We start from the raw sequence: 19,059 nt of genomic DNA, 5'->3' as shown, positions 1-19,059 counted from the left end.
ATCCGGCGAGAAGTGCCCACCCGACCTTTCGGTCGAGTGGGCACTTTGCCGTCCTCCCCGCCGCTCGTCAGCCCTTGACGCAGAGCAGGGTCGTCAGCCGCGCCACGACCTCCACGAGCGGGCTCCGACCGGTCGTCTGCGCCGCGATGACCGACTCGAGGTCCTTGTAGGCAGCCGGGATCTCGTCGATCACCCCGGCGTCCTTACGGCACTCGATGCCGGCCGTCTGGGCGCGGAGGTCCTCCACCGTGAACTGGCGCTTCGCCGCGTTGCGCGACATCCGTCGCCCCGCGCCATGGCTCGCGGAGTTGAACGACGCCTCGTTGCCCAGGCCGCGCACGACGTACGACCCCGTCCCCATCGAGCCTGGGATCAGCCCGAGGTCACCCGCGCCGGCCCGGATCGCGCCCTTGCGGGTGACGACCACGTCGACCCCGTCGTACGTCTCCTCCGAGACGTAGTTGTGGTGGCACCGCACCGGCTGGTCGAAAACGACCTGCGCAAAGTGGCGCGCCACGACCTCACGCGTCGTCGCCATCATCACCTCGCGGTTGAGCAGCGCGTACTCCTGTGCCCAGTAGAGGTCGTGGAGGTACGCCGCCATCTCGCCGGTGCCGGCGAGGAAGACGGCCAGGTCACGGTCGGGCAGGCCGAGGTTGTGCTCGAGCGTCTTGGCCGTGGCGATGTGTCGCTCGGCCAGCTCCTTGCCGATGTTGCGCGAACCCGAGTGCAGCATCAGCCAGAGGTGGCCGTCGTCACCCTCGCACAGCTCCCAGAAGTGGTTGCCCGATCCGAGCGAACCGCACTGTGCCGCAGCGCGACCCGCCCGGTCGGCGACCTTCGGCGCCCGCAGCTCGGCGAACCGGCCCATGAGCCCGTCGAACCGTGCGCCGAGCCCCGGGTCACGCGACAGCACCGGCGCTGTGCCGTTGTGCGCGTTCCAGCCGACGGGCAGCACCGCCTCGATTGCGGACCGGAGGGGGCCGAGGTCGTCAGGCAGGTGCGACGCCGTCAGGTTGGTGCGCACGCCGGTCATGCCGCAGCCGATGTCGACACCGACGGCGGCCGGTGAGACGGCATCACGCATGGCGATGACGGACCCGACGGTCGCGCCCTTGCCGAGGTGCACGTCCGGCATGACGCGTACGCCGTGGACCCACGGCAGTCTGCTGATGTTGCGCAGCTGCTCGAGAGCGGCGTGCTCGACCTGCGCCGGGTCGGCCCACATCAGGGTGGTGGCCTGCGCGCCAGGGAGCGCGACAGGGAAGGTGGTCATGACTCTGATCCTTTCGTGAGGCCGGCGGTGCTCGCCTGCCGGCTGTGGTCGACCCGGACGTCCGGGGCGTGGTCGGCGACCGTCCCGGGTCGCCGCGTGGCCGGCTCGCTGGGAGCCGGCCACGCGGCATACCTGGTCAGGCAGTCCGGGCCCTGTGCGCCCCGGGGCGGACGTTGCCCGGCAGCTCGGCGGTGGGGCGCCCCTTGGCGAGCAGCTGTCCGCCCCACACGCCCCACTCGAGCCGGTCCCGACCGACTTCGAGGCAGGCCTCGGCGAGCGGGCACCCGTGGCAGACGGCCTGCGCTGCGTGGACCTCGTCCTCGGTCGCCGGCCAGAACAGCTCCGGGTCCTCGGTGGCGCAGTGCGGGACGGCGTCACCGAGCTCGAACGGGTGCTCGGTGGCGGCGCGGAAGACCCACGGCTCGAGGCCGTTCGGCGACGCGGCCGTCGGTCGGAGCCCGACCTGACCGAGGGACTGGGTGCGAATGGTGGTGCGGTGCCTGGTCATCGGTGGGCTCCTTCCGGGGCTAGGTGACGTGAACGGGATCTCTGGCGGTGAAGCTGACGGTGCGGGTGGACGGGGCGCTGGACTCGCGGGCGAAGTGCAGCTGCACCCTGGTCGGGACGTACGGCTCCCACCGCAGCGGCATACCGGCCTCGTCGGGGGTGCGGTCGCCTTTGCGCGTGTTGCACGACTCGCACGCGGCCACGGCATTGGCCCACGAGGTGGCGCCTCCGCGTGACCTCGGTCGGACGTGGTCCATCGTCGTCGCTGTGAACCGGCCGCAGTAGGCGCACTGCCCGCGGTCACGGAGCAGCACGCCCTCGCGCGAGTAGGTCGCCCGGGTGCGCGAATAGAGCCACTTCTGCTCGACGTAGCGCACGAGCCGGACGACGAGCGGCACCTGGTACGGGCCGAACCGCGCCGTCTCGTGGACCTCGACCGGCGTTGCGACACCGCGCCAGATCATGCCGACAGCGTGCCGCACCGAGACGCGGTGCAGGAGCGTCTCGTCGGCGTTCCACACCTCGACCTGTGTCATGACCGACCACTCCTCTCTCGTCTCGTCGGGCCGGATCTTCTTGGGATACAACGAAAAGAGCCGCCGACCGGGGTCATCCCGGTGGGCGGCTCGATGGACGGAGCATGTCAGGCTCGGTGCACGTCAGCGAGGTCGCAGTGGGGATGCCGTCGGACGGCCCGCGGGTGCCGGATGCGGCACTCCCCTGGGAACGGGTAGGCCGCATCGACGAGACGCCGGCTGCGCTTCGCGTCGGTGCTGGTTCCCGTTGCCATGTCGGCCTCTCGGTGGTGTCGCGGACGTGCGTGGATGCTCGTGGTCGCGCGGCGATCGCCGGGCGGCCCGGTTGATGATGACAGGTGAACGGCTCTGCCAGCCAGTGGTTTTACCTGCCCAGGGGGCATCTGGCGTGCCGACCCACCCGCCGGCCTCGCCGGCGTAGGACCCTGCCTGGGCGCGACGAGGGCCCGGGAGCACGAACCGCCCGGGCCCTCGTCGCCCTGTGGACGCGCTGGAGGACGCGACTCACGGGGTGCCGGCCAACTCAGCCGACCTTGTGCAACCACCGCACGGGCGCGCCGTCGCCCGCGTAACGGAAGGCCTCGAGCTCCTCGTCCCAGGGGACGCCGAGCAGGAGGTCGATCTCGTCCTGGAGCTCCTCCACGTCGCCTCGGGCCCGCAAGACCGCCTCGCGCAGCCGCTCCTCGGAGACGACGGCATCGCCGGATGCGGACGTCATGGCGTGGTGGATGCCGAGCCGCGGCGTGTACGACCAGCGGGCTCCGTCACATCCGGGCGACGGGTCCTCGGTCACCTCGTAGCGAAGTCCGTCCCAGCCGCGCAAGGCGCTGGCCAGCTCGGCGCCGGTGCCTGACGCGCCGGTCCACGACAGCTCGGAGCGGACGAGCCGGGGCGCGGCGGGCTGCGGGATCCAGTCGAGCGTCACCCGCTGGTCGAGGACGGCCTCGATCGCCCACGTGATGTGGGGGCACAGCGCTGCCGGGGCTCCGTGCACGAACAGAACCCCACGTGTCGTGGTGCGTGGCATCGCGACAGGCATCCGAACCTCCTGAAGTTGCAGGGACGTCTTCCCCAACGCCTGCTACTTCGAGACCGGATGATCCCTCGTGGTACCCAAACAGCGTGCTCGGCAGCGAGCACTCGCTCATTGTGCACCATGAGACACACCTGCACCAGCAGTTGCACGACCGAAATGTCCGTTCAGGACGCGCGCGGCACCCCCGGGAAGAGGTAGACCTCGTCGTCGCGAACCTCCACGCGGTGGGTGCGGACCGGCTTGGTCGCGGGCAGGCACATGGGCTGACCGTCCGCCAGGCAGAACCGCGTCGCGTGCAGCGGGCACTCCACCTCGCCGGCTTCGACCCACCCCTCGGCGAGCGACGCATCCTCGTGCGAGCACGTGTCGTCGAGCGCGTAGTAGGTGCCGTCGTCGTCGCGGAAGAGCGAGATCGGCTCAGCTGTCGCCGTGACGTCGGTGTCGAGCACGAGCGCCTCGCCCGGTTCGACGTCGTCGACCGCGGCCACGCGGATGCCGTCACTCATGCGTTCGTCCTGGGGAGCTCGGGTGCAAGGGTCGACCGCGAGCCTAGGGGGTGTCCTGCCGACGACGTCGACCGGTGCCGTGGGGCCGAGCCGGCGTGGGAGGGGGTCGGCCCCGTGGCTAGACTCCGTGCGACCTCGTCGGGCCGTCGCCGGCCCTCGCGGGTCCCGGGGCAGTAGCTCAGCCGGTCAGAGCAGCGGACTCATAATCCGTCGGTCCAGGGTTCAAGCCCCTGCTGCCCCACCAAGTTGTTGCAGGTCAGACGGCGATGGGCCCGCCGTCTGCAACCAAGGTCTAGTGGCTTTGCTAACGGATTGCTAACACCGGCTCACAGAGGAGGCGGCAGCGCGGTCGGTCCTTCGGCGTGCCGACTGCGCCCGAGGAAGTGAGACCCGTGCTTCTTCACGCCCCGTAGACGGCGCGAGAGAAAACTTCGACAGCTCGCCCGTCGTCGTCAGGGATCACGTCCGCGTACACATTTAGCGTCACCGACGGGTCCCTATGACCGAGCCTTCGCGCCACGACATGCACTGGCACACCGTCCCGCAACAGCATCGTCGCGTGCGTGTGGCGCAGCTCGTGCAGCTTCAGCCTCGGGACGTCGAGTGACGTCGACCGGACACCAAAGGCCTTCGTGACGTAGTCGGGCAGGACTGGGCGACCGTCTTCCCACGTGAAGACAAGGTCCTCGTCGCCACGGTAGGCCGGTCCCCACTCGAGTCGCTCAGCCATTTGGACCTTGCGCCATGATCGCAGGACAGCGCAGGTCCGGTTGTCGATGGCGATGTCGCGGCGCTCGTGGTTCTTCGGCGTGACGTAGAGACGCTGCTGGTTCACCTGAGTGACCGATCGCTCGACGCGCACCATCGCAGCGTCCAGATCGACGTCTTGCCACCTCAATGCCAGCAGCTCGCCGCGACGCATGCCCGTGGCCGCCGCAAGCGTCCAGAGCGGTCCCCAGCGCTCGTTCTCCCCAACTCCATCCAGGAAGGCCCGCAGTTGAAGCCCTGTCCAGGTCTCATGCTTGGGCTTGGTGACCTTCGGCCGTTTCGTGCCCACCACTGGATTGACCTCCAGCACTCGGTCGAGGACTGCGTCCTGAAGCGCTCTCCGAAGCACGGCCCTAGCGAACTCCACTGTGCGGGGGGAGAGTGGTCGTCCGCCTTTGCCGCCATACTCGTAGAGGTCCTTGAACGCCCGGGAGAGCCGGGAGGGCGAGAGTGCCTGCAGACGTTCACTGCCGATGGACGGGCGCAGATACCGGTCGATGTTGTCCCGGTACGATTTCGCGGTCGACGGCTTGAGCGTGATGGCGTGAGCCTCGATCCAGCGGTCCAGCCACTCACCCACAATCAGATCCTGCGGGGCGACGTATGTTCCTCGGTGGATGGCGTGCCGTGCGGCGTCGCGGGCGTCCTTGGCAGCCTGACGGGTGGGAAAGCCACCCACCCAGCGCTGCCTCGTCGTGCCGGTCTGGTCAGGTTCCCGGAGGACGTAGGACCAAGTGCGTCCGCGCTGGACGAGCCCATCACGCATCCTGCCTTGCTGACCTCTATTCGTAGTCATAGTCCTTCTGCCTCCGCTCAACCAGTTTCTGCACTGACACCTCCAACTGCTTCGTGATGCTGGCCCGACGAGTCCTACGGTTCTCCTCGGTCGTGTCGCTCATCGAGTCCACGCGGCGGTCGCGTTCTTCGGTCAGCGTGTGACCCCACAGTCGTTCCGCAGCGTCAGAGATCCAGCCGATCGGCACCCCAAGTCGTCGTGCCATGTCGCGTTCCGCCGGTGAAGGGACCGGGAGAGCCGAGTCACCCGTTGAGACGCTCAGCGGAGCTTCCAGCTCCGCCGGTGTCGGCCCTCCTGTCAAGAAACGGCGCAGATCGGCCAACCTCACTGAGGGTCCCTGAGCTGCGAGCCTGACGGTACCGGTGCCGGACAGGAGGGCTCCGACCGGTCGTTTGAAAGCCACCGCCAAGAGCACGAGTTCTGCCAGGGCGGGGCGTGCGCGCTCGCCGCCTTCCAGCGCCGAAAGGTTCGAGCGCTTCCAGCGAAGCCCCAGCCTGTGCAGCCGCGCTACGAGCTCGTCTTGGGTCAGCTGGGCGTCCAGGCGGAGCGCCTGACAGTTGGTGCCCACCACAGAACCCAGGGTCGGCTCGGCAGTGGGCGGGTCGGGTTCGGCGTACGTCATCCCAACATCCTATCCGTTCATGGGTCAGGAATAATGGCGGATGGAGTCGGGTTCTCTCCGACGAACGGAGGTCGCGAGACGTGAAACAACACAGCAACCGGCTCACCTGCACCGTGCCCGAGGCTGGCCGCCTGCTCGGCATCGGCCGGGACGCTGCATACCGGGCGGCTGCGAAGGGCGAGATCCCAACGCTGCGGCTTGGCCGACGATTGGTGGTGCCCTTGGCGCAACTGGAGTCGCTCCTTGAAGGTGCCAGCAGCGCTGGGCGCAGCTTCGGAGCCGACCCTGCAGCCTCAGACACAGATGGCTCCGCCGATGCATAACGCAGCCCTGCTGGCGAACACCGAGGCCTTCAGGCACGAAGAGGCGGCGTTAGCCGCCCATGCGTGGCAGCCGTGCTACCAGATCCCAGGTCGAGGCGTCCCCGCCCAGCTGGAACTCGCAGGCGAGGAGTACGGACAATGACTGCCGCTCCCCGACGCCCGGATGGGCCGGACTCTGGCCCCGACCAGGCCGTCGCCATCGCCCGAATCGCCGCGAAGAGAGCGGAACGGAGCGGCCCCCAGCCCGATCCAGCGATCTACTACGGACTCCTTGGCGAGATCGTCGAGGCTGCTGATGCCACGACCGAGGCCGACCCGGTCGGTGTCCTCGTGTCTCTCCTGGCCGCAGTTGGCGTGCTTGTCGGGCCAGACCCGCACGTGATGATCGGCTACGAGCGGCATCCGCTCCTTATTTGGCCTGTGCTGGTGGGCCAGACCGGCCGGGGACGCAAGGGCGGGGCCACCTCCACCGCTGAGACCTTCTTGAGGGCGGCCGCCCCCGACTTCAAGGACGTCTCGGTCACCGGACTGTCTTCAGGTGAGGGATTGATCGAGCGGATCAAGGACCTCGACGAGGGCGATGACGAGAGCGGTCCGAGGTCCAGGTGGGCAGGGACGGACGACAAACGCCTACTTGTCATCGAGCCGGAGTTCGCGGGCGTCATGACGCGAGCAGGTCGACCGGGGAACACCCTGTCGTCGGTGCTACGCCTGGCTTGGGACGGCAGGGCTCTCGGCGTCCTGACGAAGGCCCAGGTGATCGCCAGCTGGTCGCATATCGCCGTCATCGGCCACGTCACGCCAGTGGAGTTCCGGATGGCCATGTCTGAACGCGACGTGTCGGGCGGCACCTACAACCGGTTCCTCCCCGTCTGCGTCGAGCGCTCGAAGCTCCTCCCCCTGCCCGAGGAAGCTGACGCCGACCTAGTCGAGGAGCTGGCCGGTCACCTACGCGACGGCATCCTGCGCGCCCGCACGATCGGCAGGGTCGGCATGAGCCCGCACGCCGCCAAGCTCTGGGGCGAGATCTACCAGGAACTCGACGACCTGAGCGACGAGGACTCCGCTTGGAGCAACTTCATCCAAAGGGCCGCCCCCTACACCCGGCGGATCGCCGCCCTGTACGCCGTGCTCGACGGCGTCGACCAGGTCACTCCAGACCATCTGAACGCCGCATGGGCTCTCGTGCGCTACTCGAGGGAGTCCGTCCGCTACCTGCTGGGCGACGTCTCGGGCGACCGGAGGCTCGACAAGGTCCGCAAGGCCATAGACGACGCTCCCGAGCAGACCCTGACGAAGACGCAGATCTCTGCCTTGTTCTCGGGCAACGCCGACGCGGCGACCCTCAACTCGATTCTCGCCCGCCTGACCGCAGACGGGTCCTACGAGCAGATTGAGATACCCACCGGCGGCCGACCCGCGACCGCGTACCGGCGGACCAAGCCGGTTGTTTCTTCTTCCTTCGTAGCCCCGGCAAAGTGAGATCGGCATGACCCAGCCCGCCGCTTCCGACCCGGGCCAGGGCCGCGACCGGAATGTCCAACCCTCACAGGACGCCGTGCCGACCCAGTTCGATGCCCGCCAGCAGATCTCCGAGTTCTTTGACCTCGTCTTCGGACCAGACGACGCTGGCTGGCTCCACTGCCCCACCTGCTTGTGGTGGGACCCGCAGGGCCAGCTGCTGAAGGAGTGGGAAGAGAACCAGTGCACCTGGCCCGACCGGGAAGCTGCGATCGACTGGATCCTTGAGCGGGATGCGGCGGGATTCGACGTCTACATCGTCCCGAACATCCTCAGCACCGACGCGAGGCTCGAGGGGACCGCGGTCAGCCGTCGCAACGCCCACGCCGACGTGGACGAAGGCAAGTTCGATCCTGAGAAACTTGCCCGGTTGGGCGGCTTCGCGGTCGCCTCGGGCTCTCCCGGAAACGCCCACGTCTACGTTCGCCTCTCACGCTCTGTGAGCGCCAGCGAGCACGCAGCGCTCTGCCGTGGACTGAAGTCCTACTTCGGGGCCAAGGACCCCAAGATCAGTGACAACGACGTGCTTAGAGTGCCGGGGACCACCAATCGGAAATCTCCATCGAGCCCCCGGCCAGTTCGGCTGGTCCCACACCAAGTCCGTGAGGTGGATCCCGTTGAGCTTGCGCAGCTGTTAGGGGTGGGCCTGAATAGCCGAGACGTTCCCCCCCTCGAGGAAGATGATTCGGGTACATACATAAATACACAGGGGGCTATGTATGTACCCGAATCACCCACTCAAGACGATGGCACCGCGAAAGCCTCTCTCGCCCCTGAATACCTGCGAATCCTCCGGACTGGCGATTTGAGCAGGCCAGCAAGGGGTGGCAATTATAAGAGCAAATCTGAGGCCCTCATCTCGGTGGCGCTTCACGCCATCAATAAGGGTGTATCCCGTGCACGATTCACCGAATACGTCAGGGACTCCCGGAACAACTCCTCTACTTGGCGTGAGCCCCGACGGATGCCGGACTTCATCGACCGTGCTTGGGAAAAGGCTGATGCGCTCTACCGGCGTAGACCACCAATCTCTTGCAAAGCCGACGCACAACGCTTCGTTGAGCGTGTCCAGCGACAGGCCCAAGTCCCATGGCGGGGCAAAGGAGGCCCGGTCGACCAGGAGGTCTTCAAGGTCCTTCTCGAGCACGCGCTAGCCCTGGGAAGCGTCGAGTTCAACGTCAGTCTTCGTGACATCGCTTCGCATTCGGGACGGTCGCTGCACGCTGTGAGTAGCTCGATTCACCGCATCATCGCCACAGGACGGCTCTCGAGGATCAAGGGAGGCAACGGAGTGACGCGTCATGCCGCCAGGTATCGACTCCACCTTCTTCCGGAGAGCTTCGACGGTGCGCCGATCTCTCTAAGCATGCCCTCCGTCGCGCACGACTACTGGTCGGGCCTCCCCCCAACGGCCAAACAGATCTATGAAGCGCTGCTGGCCGAACCGGGCACAGTCGCACAGCTGGCCCAACGGACCGGGCGAACCCCGCAAACGGTCCGCAGGCAGCTCACAGGCCTCGCCGGGGACGACCTAGTCGAACGGAAGGACGACGGCGTCTGGGTGGCTCTTCAAGCCGACCTGGACAAGCTGGCCGACCAGTACTCCTTCTCTGGCACGCTCGGTCGCCGAAATGAACAGTTCCGCCGGGACCGACAGTAGTGGCCACAGCAGCAGCACCGAAATGCGTCCAAGTCGGTGGCCTCGATGTTGCCAACCGGGGGTTTCGGTCGCCACTCGAGCGAAAGGTAGCCGAATATGAACCGCCCTCGGGGAAACGTTGTAGACGTCACCGCGACCCGCGAGAAGTTCATGATGGACATTTCCTGAAGTTGAGTAATGAGAACCAATGTCACGAAAAAAGGCGCTTCGCTTCGCTATTCGCGCTCATTGCAGGTTTCGCCACCTACCCACCACGTGGGTCACGGGTGGTCATCGCTACCCACCGTGATCATCCTCAGGGGCTGACCTGACGGATGACGCCAGACTGGGTGAAGATTCTTTATGCCCTTCGCGACTTCAACACGCGGCAATCCGCAGTGACCTCGATGCCTACCTGACTCCGCAGCCGGACCTGGCGTTCGTTTCGTCCGAGAAACGGTCGCATCGAGCAAATGGTTCGCTGAACGAACATGTCTCTGACTGACAGAACAATGGATTTAGCGATCCATTCATGAGATAATTATGGAGTCGGGATAACCACGTCCAATGAACATGGACTGGATAAACCTGACAGCAATTCCTGAACTCGTTCCACCGGAATAACGTCGATCAACGGATTGCAGTACGCCAGGCTCCACGCACCCGCGTGGGGCCTTCTTCTATGTCAGGAGTCAAAGATGTCTCAGCTCAGCACCCTCCCCCGACGCGACCTGCCACCGGCACTCCCCCACACCACAAGCCACTTTGAGGTCGCCGCACAGGCCATTGCCACCGGCAGCCAGGACAGCACCGTCCAGGCCACCCAGCCCTTGCTGGGAACCGCCCGCGGTCAGATCGCCGTCCGGGTGGGACGCCTGCTCGTCTACGTCACCGACCGCGAAGCCCTGGAGTCGTTCGTCTCGGCGTGGAATGAAGCGAAGTCGCTGGCCGACCAGGCCTTCGGACCCCGAATGCCTCCACCGGTGTACCGGCCACGACGCTCCCGGAAGGCGTGAGCCCGATGAACGATAAGCCCCGTCTGGCCGCGATGAGCGCCGAGGAGCTGGGACGGTTCCTGGCCGACTCCGCCCTCGAGATGGCCAACGCCCAGCTGAGACTCAACGCCGCCCTGGACGAACTGAGCCGCCGGGTCGACACGCTCACCGACCTGACCGACTGGAGCGACATCCCGTAACACCACTCCACGTGAGCGCTGCGCCACCACGGCGGCCGGGGCTCTTTCCATACCTACGAGAGAAGAGGGCAATGAGAGGACACGTCTACCGCCGCCGCAAGGACGACGGTTCGTACACCAGGTGGCGGGCCGTCATCGACCTGCCACCGGATGCCACCGGCAAACGCCGACAGCGCACCACCAGCCACGACACTCGACGGCAGGCGCAGACCTGGCTGGCCAAAACGGTTGCCGAACTGCAGGCCGGTGAGGTCGACGACACCAAGGTCACGGTCGCCGACTACCTGACCGACTGGCTCACCACGAAGCAGGCCCTGCGCCCGGCCACCCGCTTGGACTACACCCGGCACATCGAGGACATCTTCATCCCAGAGCTCGGTCACCTCAGACTGGCCGACCTGCGCTCCCACCACATCGCCGCCGTCTTCCAGCGAATCGTGGACAGCAACCGCACCCGGGAACGACCGATCCACTCGCGCACCCGACGAAACATCCTGGCCACGCTCAACAGCGCCCTGAACACCGCGGTGAAGCAGGGGCTGATCCGCCGCAACCCAGCAGCCACCGTCGAACTCCCCCGCCCACCCGCGCCGACGACGACGGTCTGGACCCGGGACGAAGCAGCCCGGTTCCTCTCCCAAACCGAGGACGACCACCTGCACGTCCTCTACCGACTGCTMCTGCTGACTGGGATGAGACGCGGTGAATGTGTCGGTCTGCAGTGGGGCGACGTCAACCTCGACAACGGCACGGTCACCATCACCCGCCAGATCACCAGCATCAACGGCGACCTCCATGTCGGACCCCCGAAATCCGACGCGGGCATGCGCACCGTCGCGATCGACAAGGGCACCCTCGAGCGCCTCAAGGTCATGCATCGTCGGGACGTCCTCGCACATCCATGGGAGAAGGACCAGCACTTCGACAGCCGCCCAGTGTTCCCGGACTCGCACGGCCATCCGTACAACCCGGCTTACGTCAGTCGGCACTTCCTGGTCTTGGTCAAGCGCCTCGGCCTACCCGAGATCCGGCTGCACGACCTCCGGCACACCTCGGCCTCGCTCGGCCTGGAAGGCGGCGAATCACTGCTCTCCGTGAGCCGCAGGCTCGGCCACTCCTCCATCACCATCACGGCCGACACCTACAGCCAAGTCACCGCGACCGGAGCAGAACGAGCGGCCGAACACCTCGCCACCACTATCACCGGCACCTAACACCAGGCACCGCCGATCGAGGAACACATGAGCCCGGCCACCTATTGGTGACCGGGCCTTCGCATGCCCAACCCAATTCACGGCCACCACATCTATGAAGGAGAACAGCTTGTCCGTCCCAGAAAGGCTCACCAGAGCCCTCAGAACGGCCCACAGCGGCCTCAAGACGGCGTGGGCCCTCCACGTGCACCTCCTGCGCACCAACCCCGTCTACGAGGCCGTCGCCATCGCCCTGACCGAGCTGCTCATCCAGCAGCGGATCAGCCTGCACCGCCTCATCACCACCCTCGTCTGGCTGATCAGCTCCCGCTGGCCCCGACCCTTCACCGACTAACCCAGAAAGGCAGAGACATCATGTCCAGAGAGACCCTCACCCACCTCAACACCCAGACCCTCATCGGCAACACCGACCAGCGCGGCACTGCCTGGCATTACCGCGCCGAGGAGCAAGGCGAGGAGACCAACCACTACCCCGGCCCCATCCCCGTCGCCGACGTCGAACGACGCCTCTTCAACTGGCAAGCCCAGTCCCGCCCGCTCGCCGTCGAGATCCCCGCCCACCTGGACACCATGACCCACCTCGATCCAGAGGGGCACCCGATGCGGTGGCGGCCCATCGAAGACCGGCAGGCCATCACTCGCTCCGACACCCACGACGTGATGGGAGTCTTCACGAGCGGCTACGTCATGCACCAGTACCGCGAGTGGCTCCTGACCACCGTCGGCAACATCCTCGACGACACCCTCGCCATCTCGTCTGCAGGAATGTTGCGCGGCGGCGCGGTCGCCTGGGTCGAGGTGTCGGTACCGAAGACGATCACCACCCCGGAAGGCTTCAGCTTCCGACCCAACCTGCTCGCCACCACGAGCTTCGACGGGTCCATCGCCACGACGTTCAAACGCACCGTGACGGCCACCGTCTGCGACAACACCCGTGATCTGGCCCTGTCCGAGGAGGGGCGGGCGTACAAGGTCAAGCACTCGCGGTACTCCCAGGCGAAGATCACCCAAGCCCGGGAAGCGCTCGCCATGATCCACACCCTCGCCGACGACTTCGCGGCGGAAGTGGCCCAACTCTCCTCCATGCCGGTCAGCGACAGCCAGTGGACGCGTCTACTCGACTGCTACGTCCCTATCCAGGACCCGAAGACGCACCAGCCACTGACGGGACGCGCCAAGACCCTCGCCGACCACAAGCGCCAGGACCTCGAACGGCTCTATCGGCACGACGACCGGGCGGCCCCCTGGACCGGTACCGCGCTCGGCGTCTTGCAAGCGGTGAACACCTACGAGCACCACGGCGCAGTCGTCCGCGGCACCACCAGGCAGGAGCGGAACATGCTCCGCACCGTCACGGGCAGCTTCACCGTCCTCGACCGTTCCACGCTTGACCACCTAACCCAGCTGCAAGCGGCCTGACCTTCTTGAGCCCCCTCTCGCTCGTGAGGGCGAGAGGGGGCTCAACGGCCTTTTTGCGTTTCAGGCGAGGTCACACGCCCCGTCGGACACGTTCGTGAGGGGACAGATCCGGACTCATGCGGCGGCTTCACAGCCGCCACAGGGGTTCAGAGCGAGTCGACGCAATGAGCTCCTCGGGCCAGCAAGTGGGAACTCGGTAGCTCCCTGTCTGAGACGCCCGTCGCCATACACTCAAGACGAGAAGAAGCCCAGGGTCATTCGCGTGGAGGCTGAAATGAGCAACGATCCGGAACCGGCTATTGGCAGACTCGCCGAACTAGAGCGACTGGCGCAGCTTCGCAGCAGCGGAGCAATAACGGACGAGGAGTACTCGGCGCTGAAGAGCGAGATACTCCACTCACCCGGTGACGCTAAATTGCCGGACGCAGTTACGGAAAGGCAACATGCGGAAGTTCTCACTCGAGAGTGGATGGGGCCAGAAACGCAAGTTCGGAAGCGGCGCGCCGGAAAAAGTCCATGGTCTCTGCAATTTTAGGAGTAACCGCCCTTATTGCAGTTCTCGCAATTTGGTTCATCTCCGCCCATCGTGAAGCACCGGTTACGGCACATGTCCGCGGAAGCCTTACCCTCCAAGGCGGCGGGGGCTACACCACTGACACCCCCTGCTACGGCAATTCGAATAGCCTCGTCGACTTCAGTGACATCAGAGGCGGAACGCGGGTCAACATCCTCGATGCGTCCAACAAAATCGTCGGTTCTGGCGAACTTCAACCTGGCATATCCGTCCCCATTCCCTCTTCAACCCTGTGCCGCTTCGACTTCGATATTCCCCTCGACTCGACCAGCTCCCACTACCAATTCGCGCTTGGCAGCCGACCGCCATACACGTTCGACGATCCGAGTAACTTGGTGCTCACCTTGGGGCGGTGAGGCATCGAGATCTCGCTAGGTTCGGGCTTCGACCCCAGTTGTTGCAACGGGGTGGGTTACGCTGCGGACGGGGCACGCCAAGACTCTCGCGGAGCACAAACGCCAGGAACTCGAACGGCTTTACCGGCATGACGACCGTGCCGCTCCTTGGACCGGGACAGCGCTAGGCGTCCTGCAGGCAGTGAACACCTACGAACACCACTGCTCGACCGTGCGCGGCACAACGAGGCCCGAGCGAAACATGCTCCGAAGCGTCAGTGGGCTTCGCCATGCTGGACCGATCCACACTGGACCAACTGAACCAGTTGCAGGCGGCCTAACGCCTACCCCGCCAGAGAGCCCTTCCCATCCGCATGGATGGGAGGGGCCAACGGGCGTTTTTGCGTTAGGCCTTGGCCGGACGTGCAAGCAGGCCATTGGCCGCCCACGCTGGTGATCAGGGGGAAGCTGTGGGAGATTCCAAGCCCCAGAGACTCAAGACAGCCTCTATCTCAGACCTGTCCGAGGTTTCCGACAGCTCAGGATCGATCTTTAAGCCCCGTTGGGACAAGTGGGCCTTCACCGTTGGCCACGCCTTGCCCCTAGCTCTGGTGTCCTCCCGGAGCCAAATGAACCAGCCCTCGTTGGGCACACGGACTTCCTTTTCCATGACCACCCCGGGACGGAGGAAGGCGTAGCCGTTTCGCTGCCGCTTCGTGAGCACAACCACGTCCCCGGGAGTGAAGCCCCATGCACGCTTCTCGTCGACCCGAAGCAAATGCACGTCGAAGCGTGGGTTACCTAAGACCATCGAGTCCAGAACGAGGACGATGGGACTCCGCCTTCGTTGTGAACTCCTTCGATGGGGCGTCCGGGAAGTAGGTCGTGATCCAAAGGGTCCCAACGGGCGCCCGAAGCAGACCCGCAGTCGACTTGGAGCCGGTGACCCCGGGGAGCGACCGAGGTCGTGTGCGTCTGGCGTAGAGCCCCATTGCTTCTGCTAGGAACGCGCCGTCGACCTCGTCGTCAGCTTCGTCGGCAAGGCGCAACACGAACTCCCGGATCTCCCTCACTGTCGCTGGGTTCGTGCTGATGACCACGCCCTCCTCAGACGCCTGTGAGTGAGTGGAAGCGTTCGCAGATCCCACGATTGCCCGGCTCCGAGTGCACAGCACTTTGGCGTGGAGGCGGGCATGGGACCTCACGGTGACCCCTCGGTCAAAGAAAGCCTGAAGCGCCATCGGGTTCGTCGCCCCGTTCAGGAGGGCGTTGGGGCTGGCATTAACCACCAGGACGTCGCCCTTGGTAAGAGGCAGCATGGCGGGCGCCTCGGCGCCCACGAACGCCACCGCTGCATACCGCGGACCCCGAGCCGCCATGGCTTCCGAGATCGCTGGCCACGGCCTGCCCAGAGCCACCGTCGAAGACCAGTTGCGTGCGCTGTGTGTGCGCTCCAACTTGACCATCCCTCCACAAATCACCCGGGCAACATCTTCCCAAGATTCTGCGACCGTGGAGGACTTACGGGCCCGCCAGACGCGTGCTCCACTTTGCGACAGCGGCCCCCTCAATGCCAACGTCGTGCATGACTACCGTTCGCTCACGGCGCCCGTGACCAAGGACCTCGCGCACACCGCGACAAGGTCTCCAGCGGTTCAACTTCCCAGAACGAAGGTGCCCACGACATAACCAGGCAATGCCGCGGCGGCGTGGTGGAGTCGGAACACTCACGGCGAGTACGTGACGGGGGTATGTGCCCTCGAGCAGAGAAAGTTGCGTCTATAGCGGCTCGGGTGAACCGAGGTCAGTTCCGGGCGGCTGCTACGAAGACCCCACGCAGCAGAAGAAGGCGACCTTGACGCGAGCCGCCCGATCTTTTGCACCAACATTCCGCCGCCCGCGGGCGCGGTCTACCAATAGACGGGTGCGCCTCAATGAACGTCGGGACAGAAAACGTGCTGGAGGTGCTGAGTCATGACCAGCGCATCCTTGACGGAGGCTCCCGTATCGACTGCCCGCTGATAGCTCTGCGGCCAAGTCAATCTACCCCGTGCGACGTCACGGCATTCCAGCACGGCCATGTACGCGAAGTTGCGCGTAGCTTCCACCGGGTCGGGCGCCCCTGACGGGATGTACCCGGCGTTGCGTGCAACATCCCCCAGGCGCGTCAAGGCCCACTCCGTTACCCCTGCATCCGCCAAAGCTTGCTCCACCGAGGTGGCGTCCGAAGGGCTTCGCTCGGCAGAGGGCGACACTGTGTTCGTCACTACCAGCGTCTGAGTCACCACTGGGAAACCCGAAGAACCAGATGAGGAACAAGCACCGACAAATAGCGAGCAAGCCGACGCCAAGGCCAGGCAGAGCGTACGAGAAATCTGGCCACGGGACGCCTCGGGTGCCGCGGGCTCGGCTCTAGTCGCCTCAACCAACGAGTCCCCCCAGCTGGCCCAGCACGAACTGCTTGTGGGCCGGGCAGAGGGCGGCAGCAGCCCCGAGAAGCACGTACTCCCCGGGGATCGACGTGTCCGCCATAAACTCGTCCATTGTCGTCAACAAAGAACGCATCCGGGCTACGTCACGCGGATTCCTGTCCAGACCGGCGCAGGCGGCTGTCCCCGCAAGGATTAGTTTCGCCTCATTTTCATTGACGAGACGCTTGTTGAGCGCTTGGCGAAGAGCTGCGAGATACCGCTGCTGATCAGGCGACCAAGCGGAGTTGGGATCGATCTTGATGCGGGCCAAGGGGTCGTCCCCGCTGGTGGGGCTCTGGACTGGAGTGGCCGGAGATGTAGTGCTTGGGGTGGGTGTGTTCGAGGGCGTTGGAGGAGCGGAAGTTGCTGTCTGAGTCACTGTGACGGTGACCTGCGAAGGCAAAGTCGACACGGGGGCGGGGTTGCCGCCTGCACCGCAACCTGCGATGAGGATCGCGAGCGAGACGACTGCGCCACCTTTCGCAAAGGCTCCGGTGAGGACCCGCTGCGACTTGAGCTCTTCTGGAAGCAACGTCATCTCGGAACTATACAGTTGTCGCCCAGCCGGACACCGCGATCCCTCTTGGGGTGAGTTCGCTGCCATCGGATCCGGTATCCGATGCCCTGCCTGTGACCTGCGACGGGGTGGCCGTTCTAACACCTGTCTAACGCCATTCAGAGTGCGACAGGTTCGGCTCGTGTGAGTCCCCTTGAGTGGGTGGGGTTTGAGGCCCGGCATGTCGTGAGGACGTGAGGGGCCATCGGCGGGATCTTCGATGTGTATCCGAAGCCTCCATGGCGCTGCTGTACAAGACCGGCGATACTGACACCGCCGCCATCACCAGCGGCCCGTGAGCACCGAGGATTCCGACCCTCAAAGCCCACCACCCGACGGGGCACTGTCTTCGGCTCAGCCCCAGCGAATGAGTGGATCTCAACAACCCGCAATCTGATGAGCCGACAAACGCCGTGGCTGTCATCAGGCCAACGACGTTCGGCGTCCGGGAGCTCGCGTCCTGGGCACGGCCGCTACGGGCGGGACGCTCGAGCGCCGGAGCTCTTTCGGATCCTTTCCCCAAGTCCTGTATCGAATGACAGTAGGGTCCTTCTCGCACGCTCAACGTCGAAAAGGCTGGTCCGCGGGCCACGCTGCCCGCGGAGCCACTCACTTCGAGAGCTTTCCTGTGCGAGGACCTAATCCGGGCTTCCAGCAAGGTAAGTAAGTCGCGGCAGGTAACAGCACTGTTGATCCAAGCGGCTGATTCTCGCCGCAGCTAGCACGGCACCACAGACTGGACAAGGAAGCATCGCCAACCAGAAGCTGCGAATCGGGTCCGGGGAGGCCCACCGGTCGACGGCTCCGCGCGAGCGATGCTGACGGCATCCTCCATCTGGGATTGCTCAGGCCTTCGGCGCTGACTTGTCGGTCCTCAGCCCTAGGGTGGGTGACTTCTACTCCTCGCTTGCCGCGGGGTCCGCCGATGGCGGCAACAAGCATACAGAGCTGACAAGGGAGCAGGACCGCATCGCATGACTCGGATCTTCGACAACATCGACGCCGACCTTGGTCCTCACCTGATTGACACGTTCGGGTCGTCCGAACGGATGGATGCGGCCGTTGGCTACTTCAACCTTCGGGGCTGGGCGACGTTCGCGGATGCCGTGGACGCCAAGCCCTCCGGTGGCGGGCCGGTCATGCGGGTGCTGGTCGGGATGACGATGGCCGACCCGGACGACCAGGTTCTCCGCGCGCTCCAGAGTGAGCTGGAAGGAGCAGACGAGGACGACGGCGTCGATGGCGAGGTCGCCCGCGCCCGACGCCAAGCGGCGGTGATGAAGTTCCGCACTCAACTTATGCGGGGCATCCCCAATGCCCGGGACCAGCAGAGCCTCCGACGCCTCCGCGAGCACCTCCTCGATGCGCGAGTGACGATCAAGTTGTTCACCCGGCGGCCGCTACACGGCAAGACCTACTTGTGCCACCGCCAGGACGCCAACCTGCCCATCGTCGGCTTCGTTGGCTCCTCCAACCTCACCATGTCTGGGCTTCGCCACAACTACGAGTTGAACGTCGATGTCCTCGACTTCGACGCGGCTAAGAAATTGGACGCCTGGTTCGTAGCTCGTTGGGACGACAAGTTCTCCATCGACATCACTAACGACCTAATCGAGTTGATCGACGAATCGTGGGCGGGTGCGCGCCCTCGAGCCCCTCACGAGGTCTTCCTCAAGGTCTGCTGGCACCTCTCGCGTGACGTGCGCGAGGGTCTCTTGGAGTACAGCCTCCCCGTGTCGATGCGGGAGAGGCCCTAGCCACCAAC

At 65.4% G+C, this 19,059-nt stretch carries 19 protein-coding genes and 1 tRNA gene; 11 read left to right on the top strand and 9 right to left on the bottom strand.

Translation table 11 applies throughout. The features are described 5' to 3' along the window. Positions 1 to 67 precede the first annotated feature (67 nt). The 6 genes from AC1DE0_RS19275 to AC1DE0_RS19250 form a co-directional block, all read right to left on the bottom strand. Positions 68 to 1,276, bottom strand: a complete 1,209-nt coding sequence (locus AC1DE0_RS19275) for an RtcB family protein (RefSeq protein ID WP_478104303.1) — start codon at positions 1,274 to 1,276, stop codon at positions 68 to 70. A gap of 136 nt (positions 1,277 to 1,412) precedes the next feature. Then, positions 1,413 to 1,784, bottom strand: a complete 372-nt coding sequence (locus tag AC1DE0_RS19270; protein ID WP_478104301.1) for a WhiB family transcriptional regulator — start codon at positions 1,782 to 1,784, stop codon at positions 1,413 to 1,415. 19 nt (positions 1,785 to 1,803) lie between these two features. Next, entirely contained in the window at positions 1,804 to 2,319 is a 516-nt protein-coding gene (locus AC1DE0_RS19265; RefSeq protein WP_478104299.1) for an HNH endonuclease, read from the bottom strand. 107 nt (positions 2,320 to 2,426) lie between these two features. Beyond that, the gene (locus AC1DE0_RS19260) at positions 2,427 to 2,573 is read right to left on the bottom strand and encodes a hypothetical protein (protein ID WP_478104297.1); all 147 of its coding nucleotides are present in this window, start codon (positions 2,571 to 2,573) and stop codon (positions 2,427 to 2,429) included. A 269-nt stretch (positions 2,574 to 2,842) separates the two neighbouring features. Further along, entirely contained in the window at positions 2,843 to 3,358 is a 516-nt protein-coding gene (locus AC1DE0_RS19255) for a DUF3145 domain-containing protein (RefSeq protein ID WP_478104295.1), read from the bottom strand. A 161-nt stretch (positions 3,359 to 3,519) separates the two neighbouring features. Further along, entirely contained in the window at positions 3,520 to 3,861 is a 342-nt protein-coding gene (locus AC1DE0_RS19250; RefSeq protein ID WP_478104293.1) for a bifunctional 3-phenylpropionate/cinnamic acid dioxygenase ferredoxin subunit, read from the bottom strand. A gap of 167 nt (positions 3,862 to 4,028) precedes the next feature. Here AC1DE0_RS19250 and AC1DE0_RS19245 point away from each other — a divergent pair. Next, positions 4,029 to 4,105: transfer RNA gene (locus tag AC1DE0_RS19245), tRNA-Ile, on the top strand. Between the two features lie 156 nt (positions 4,106 to 4,261). On the opposite strand, the gene AC1DE0_RS19240 is transcribed toward AC1DE0_RS19245, so the two are convergent. Further along, positions 4,262 to 5,209: a tyrosine-type recombinase/integrase gene (locus AC1DE0_RS19240; protein WP_478104291.1), complete on the bottom strand. Its 948-nt coding sequence runs from the start codon at positions 5,207 to 5,209 to the stop codon at positions 4,262 to 4,264. A gap of 202 nt (positions 5,210 to 5,411) precedes the next feature. Then, entirely contained in the window at positions 5,412 to 6,047 is a 636-nt protein-coding gene (locus tag AC1DE0_RS19235) for a helix-turn-helix domain-containing protein (RefSeq protein WP_478104289.1), read from the bottom strand. Positions 6,048 to 6,127: 80 nt separating this feature from the next. On the opposite strand from AC1DE0_RS19235, the gene AC1DE0_RS19230 reads away from it, so the two are divergent. The 9 genes from AC1DE0_RS19230 (at position 6,128) to AC1DE0_RS19190 (ending at position 13,893) form a co-directional block, all read left to right on the top strand. Then, complete coding sequence (locus AC1DE0_RS19230; RefSeq protein ID WP_478104287.1) at positions 6,128 to 6,370, top strand: helix-turn-helix domain-containing protein; 243 nt, start codon at positions 6,128 to 6,130, stop codon at positions 6,368 to 6,370. A gap of 138 nt (positions 6,371 to 6,508) precedes the next feature. Beyond that, positions 6,509 to 7,852: a DUF3987 domain-containing protein gene (locus AC1DE0_RS19225; protein ID WP_478104285.1), complete on the top strand. Its 1,344-nt coding sequence runs from the start codon at positions 6,509 to 6,511 to the stop codon at positions 7,850 to 7,852. 7 nt (positions 7,853 to 7,859) lie between these two features. Then, positions 7,860 to 9,551 (top strand): hypothetical protein, encoded by a 1,692-nt coding sequence (locus tag AC1DE0_RS19220; RefSeq protein WP_478104283.1) that lies wholly within the window; start codon positions 7,860 to 7,862, stop codon positions 9,549 to 9,551. Between the two features lie 677 nt (positions 9,552 to 10,228). Next, on the top strand, positions 10,229 to 10,546 hold the full coding sequence (locus AC1DE0_RS19215; RefSeq protein ID WP_478104279.1) for a hypothetical protein: 318 nt from the start codon (positions 10,229 to 10,231) through the stop codon (positions 10,544 to 10,546). Between the two features lie 5 nt (positions 10,547 to 10,551). Then, the gene (locus tag AC1DE0_RS19210) at positions 10,552 to 10,725 is read left to right on the top strand and encodes a hypothetical protein (protein ID WP_478104277.1); all 174 of its coding nucleotides are present in this window, start codon (positions 10,552 to 10,554) and stop codon (positions 10,723 to 10,725) included. 71 nt (positions 10,726 to 10,796) lie between these two features. After that, positions 10,797 to 11,939 (top strand): tyrosine-type recombinase/integrase, encoded by a 1,143-nt coding sequence (locus AC1DE0_RS19205; RefSeq protein WP_478104274.1) that lies wholly within the window; start codon positions 10,797 to 10,799, stop codon positions 11,937 to 11,939. A 109-nt stretch (positions 11,940 to 12,048) separates the two neighbouring features. Next, positions 12,049 to 12,273 (top strand): hypothetical protein, encoded by a 225-nt coding sequence (locus AC1DE0_RS19200; protein ID WP_478104272.1) that lies wholly within the window; start codon positions 12,049 to 12,051, stop codon positions 12,271 to 12,273. A 20-nt stretch (positions 12,274 to 12,293) separates the two neighbouring features. After that, positions 12,294 to 13,358, top strand: coding sequence for a DUF932 domain-containing protein (locus AC1DE0_RS19195; RefSeq protein ID WP_478104270.1), 1,065 nt, complete (start codon positions 12,294 to 12,296; stop codon positions 13,356 to 13,358). A gap of 274 nt (positions 13,359 to 13,632) precedes the next feature. Then, positions 13,633 to 13,893, top strand: a complete 261-nt coding sequence (locus tag AC1DE0_RS19190) for an SHOCT domain-containing protein (RefSeq protein ID WP_478104268.1) — start codon at positions 13,633 to 13,635, stop codon at positions 13,891 to 13,893. 2,795 nt (positions 13,894 to 16,688) lie between these two features. Here AC1DE0_RS19190 and AC1DE0_RS19185 read toward each other — a convergent pair. Then, a complete protein-coding gene (locus AC1DE0_RS19185) occupies positions 16,689 to 17,276 on the bottom strand; it encodes a hypothetical protein (RefSeq protein ID WP_478104266.1) in 588 nt (195 codons plus the stop codon). A 992-nt stretch (positions 17,277 to 18,268) separates the two neighbouring features. Here AC1DE0_RS19185 and AC1DE0_RS19180 point away from each other — a divergent pair. Beyond that, the gene (locus AC1DE0_RS19180) at positions 18,269 to 19,051 is read left to right on the top strand and encodes a phospholipase D-like domain-containing protein (protein ID WP_478104264.1); all 783 of its coding nucleotides are present in this window, start codon (positions 18,269 to 18,271) and stop codon (positions 19,049 to 19,051) included. Positions 19,052 to 19,059: the final 8 nt, after the last annotated feature.

It is taken from the genome of Terrabacter sp. 05T424 (assembly GCF_056396225.1).
Note: the sequence above shows the minus strand (reverse complement) of the source record. Positions and strands in the feature narration are given on the sequence as shown.